General features: G+C 25.6%; 5 protein-coding genes. 4 read left to right on the forward strand and 1 reads right to left on the reverse strand.

All coding sequences use genetic code 11. From position 1 onward, the window contains the following. Positions 1-220: 220 nt before the first annotated feature. From H0H34_RS02880 to H0H34_RS02890, 3 genes are read left to right on the forward strand one after another with little or no spacing between them, the layout of a single operon-like run. Positions 221-1,300, forward strand: coding sequence for a ribonucleotide-diphosphate reductase subunit beta (locus H0H34_RS02880; RefSeq protein WP_185873594.1), 1,080 nt, complete (start codon positions 221-223; stop codon positions 1,298-1,300). Between the two features lie 13 nt (positions 1,301-1,313). After that, positions 1,314-1,694: a VRR-NUC domain-containing protein gene (locus H0H34_RS02885; protein WP_238785471.1), complete on the forward strand. Its 381-nt coding sequence runs from the start codon at positions 1,314-1,316 to the stop codon at positions 1,692-1,694. Continuing rightward, positions 1,687-2,136 (forward strand): DUF1599 domain-containing protein, encoded by a 450-nt coding sequence (locus H0H34_RS02890; protein WP_185873591.1) that lies wholly within the window; start codon positions 1,687-1,689, stop codon positions 2,134-2,136. The genes H0H34_RS02885 and H0H34_RS02890 overlap by 8 nt, the downstream gene beginning before the upstream one ends. Here H0H34_RS02890 and dut read toward each other — a convergent pair. Then, a complete protein-coding gene (dut, locus tag H0H34_RS02895; RefSeq protein WP_185873592.1) occupies positions 2,133-2,510 on the reverse strand; it encodes a dUTP diphosphatase in 378 nt (125 codons plus the stop codon). The two genes, H0H34_RS02890 and dut, sit on opposite strands and share 4 nt — an antisense overlap. A gap of 44 nt (positions 2,511-2,554) precedes the next feature. Here dut and H0H34_RS02900 point away from each other — a divergent pair, with 44 nt between their 5' ends. After that, positions 2,555-2,758 (forward strand): hypothetical protein, encoded by a 204-nt coding sequence (locus H0H34_RS02900; RefSeq protein ID WP_185873593.1) that lies wholly within the window; start codon positions 2,555-2,557, stop codon positions 2,756-2,758. Positions 2,759-3,320: the final 562 nt, after the last annotated feature.

Genomic DNA, 3,320 nt, shown 5'->3' on the forward strand with positions numbered 1-3,320 from the left:
AATAACGTAATAATAACGTAATAAAATAACGTAATAATAACGTAATAAAATAACGTAATAATAACGTATTAATAACGTAACGTACGTATTAATAACGTAATAATAATAACGTATTTAATACGTATTCACGCGCGCGCGCGTGTGCTGTGCGTGGTTGTTTGTTTTTTTTCATTCATTTTATTACATTTACTCATTAAAAACTAATCAAAGATCAATCAAAGTGAGTATAACGAAAGATCGATTAAACTTTAAACCATTTGAATATCAGTGGGCATATGATTTTTGGTTTAAACAACAAAACGCCCATTGGTTACATACTGAGATTAATATGCAGTCTGATATCCATGATTGGAATGATAAATTGTCTTCACATGAAAAGAAAGTTATTGGAGATATTTTGAAGGGGTTTACCCAAACAGAAACAGAGGTTGGGAGTTATTGGTCTGAGATGATACCTAAGTGGTTTCCTGTTCCAGAAATAAAAATGATGGGGCAGGTTTTTGGTTCTTTTGAGACTATTCATGCTGTAGCATATTCTTATTTAAATGATATTCTAGGTTTAGATGATTTTAATGCTTTTTTAAAGGATGAATCTATTATGAATAAGTTGAATGCATTAATAGAAATAAGAAAAGGAGTCCCTGTAAATGAATATAATGATTTGGAAATTGCTAGAAGTATCGCTTTGTTTTCTGCAGCAGCAGAGGGTATTCAATTATTTTCTTCTTTTGCTGTTCTTCTTTCTTTTAGAAAATCAAATCGTTTGAAGGGGATAGGTCAGCAGATTATTTTTTCTGTAAGGGATGAATCGTTGCATTCAGAGGCAGGTTGTAAAATTTTTAGAATTTTTTGCAGTGAAAGAAAATCTTTAAAAGAACGAGTAAAAGATTCAATTTATTATGGGATTGATTTAGCATTAAAAAATGAATTTATTTTCATAGATAATATTTTTGGGGAAGGGGATTTGCCTACTCTTAAGAAAGAAGAATTAAAGAATTTTATGAAAGATAGGGCGAATTTAAAATTGAAAGAATTAGGTTTTATGGAGAAATATAGAATTGATAAAAAAATGTTATCTAATATGGATTGGTTTTATGTTACAATATCTGGAGAGCAACAAACTGATTTTTTTGATAATAGAGAAACTGGATATAGTAAACCTAATGATGATTGGAATGATGATCTTTTTGAAGATGAATTTGAAAAAAAAAATAATAATTCGGAAAAAAATATACTAAAGATTTTGTTGAAGAATAAAAATGAAGAAAATACATCTGGATGTAAATCTTGTGAATCATAGAATCATAAAACGTATGATAAAAAAATATAAGGATTATTTGGGGAAAGAACAGTTGTTACATAATTCTGTTTGTAATTACTTAGATTATAAGTATCCTGATATATTTTATTTTCATCCTCATAATGAGGGGAATAGAAGTTTTTATGAAAGATTTTTAATTAAAGTAATGAGATTACGTCCTGGTATGCCTGATTTATTGATCCCCATGCCTAATAAAGGAATGACAGGAATGGCTCTTGAATTTAAAATTAAACCCAATAAATTAACAAAGAATCAAATTAAAGTTATTAATATTCTAAATTCATATAATTGGTCTGTAAATACTTGTTATTGTTTTGATCAAGCTAAAACGTATATAGATGAGTATTTAAAAAATGAGTATTTGAATGATTGATACAACAACCATCAAGGAATACCACATAATATGTAATAGATGTAAGAAATTTTTTTTTAAAATTTCTTATGCTAAAATTAAAATGATGATCAATGATTTAAATTTAATTGATAATATTTTGTATTATTTTAATAAAAAAAATTGGATTTCTATCATTAATTTATCTGTTTTATCAATTTATAAAAATAAAAATAATAAAAATCTTGATATAGATGAAAATGAATATGATTTATGTATAAGTAAAGCCAGATTAATTATGATGGACAAAAATTTAGATTATGGAGATATATGGAGAAAATTAGATATTTCGTCTATTGAAGATATAATACTTCAGAAAATATTTAGGATTAAGAATATGAATAGCAATATTGAATTTAAAATTTTGGATAATTATATAGATATATTAAATTATTCTGTTTTTATATTAATTAAAATTAGTTAGTTTTTCCATTTAATTTTTTCGTATTTTAAGAATATTATTTGAGCTATTCTATCCCCGTTTTTTACTGTGAAAAAAAATCGGGATACATTCATTAGTATTATTTTTAATTCCCCTCTATAATCAGAATCTATAGTTCCTGGATCATTTAATACAATGATTCCATATTTTAATGCTAAACCACTTCTTGATCTTATTTGAGCTTCATATCCTTTTGGGATTTCAAAAAATAATCCTGTGTGGATTATTTTTCTATGCATAGGACGGATCATTACGTTTTTTTTTAAAAATGCTTTTATATCCATTCCAGATGATCCATCTGTAGAATATTCTGGACAAGAATTATAAGATTTGTTATGTATTTTAATATCGATCATTGAAAAAAAATTTTATATTCCATTAAATTAAAAAATAATAGAAAATGAAAAAATTTTTTCTTTTCGTATTAATCATACTATCATGTGTATGTGTATTATCATGTGATAGTGATAGTAGTAGTGGAATTGTTGACATTGTTGACGTTGACAAAGACAATAAAAATGCTAGAGAGACATTGGACGATTTTAGAAAAAAACATCCAATTCAAGGAAAAATGGTTGATGAATTCTTACAAGCAGCACAATAAATAAAAAACCCTACCATAAACGAATTCTTTATCGTTTCGTTTATGGTATTTTTATTTATCAGCGATTCGATCGATTAGTTTATTTATTTTATTTGCTTTATGCCTCTCCGTCACGGTCACGGTCACGTCACTTGAAAATTATTCAAAAGTCTTTATAAAAAAATTTTCTTCCATGTTTTTCCCTAATAATTGAAAATAATGTATAACACTATTACTATATTTATACTTTTAAACGCGTTTTTATAGCCATTTTATGGATGATTTAATAAATAATGGGTGGAACATTAATTGTATATTTTATGGTTGTAAAAATGGACATATGGACATAAACTGCACACAATACCATATACAACCACAATAACAGTTTTTTTTGAAAAAATGAAAAGTAAAAAGTAAAAATTGTGTGTATGTTATATGTAATAACGTATTAATAACGTATTAATAACGTAACGTACGTATTAATAACGTAATAATAACGTAATAACGTAATAATAACGTAATAATAACGTAATAAAATAACGTAATAATAACGTAATAAAATAACGTAATAATAACGTAATAA

This window comes from Blattabacterium cuenoti, from assembly GCF_014252375.1.
Classification (GTDB): domain Bacteria; phylum Bacteroidota; class Bacteroidia; order Flavobacteriales; family Blattabacteriaceae; genus Blattabacterium; species Blattabacterium cuenoti_AH.

Coding starts and splice junctions, on each gene's coding strand:
- H0H34_RS02885 (WP_238785471.1), top strand. CDS start 1,314: ATGATAAAAAAATATAAGGATTATTTGGGGAAAGAACAGTTGTTACAT.
- H0H34_RS02890 (WP_185873591.1), top strand. CDS start 1,687: ATGATTGATACAACAACCATCAAGGAATACCACATAATATGTAATAGA.
- dut (WP_185873592.1), bottom strand. CDS start 2,510: ATGATCGATATTAAAATACATAACAAATCTTATAATTCTTGTCCAGAA.
- H0H34_RS02900 (WP_185873593.1), top strand. CDS start 2,555: ATGAAAAAATTTTTTCTTTTCGTATTAATCATACTATCATGTGTATGT.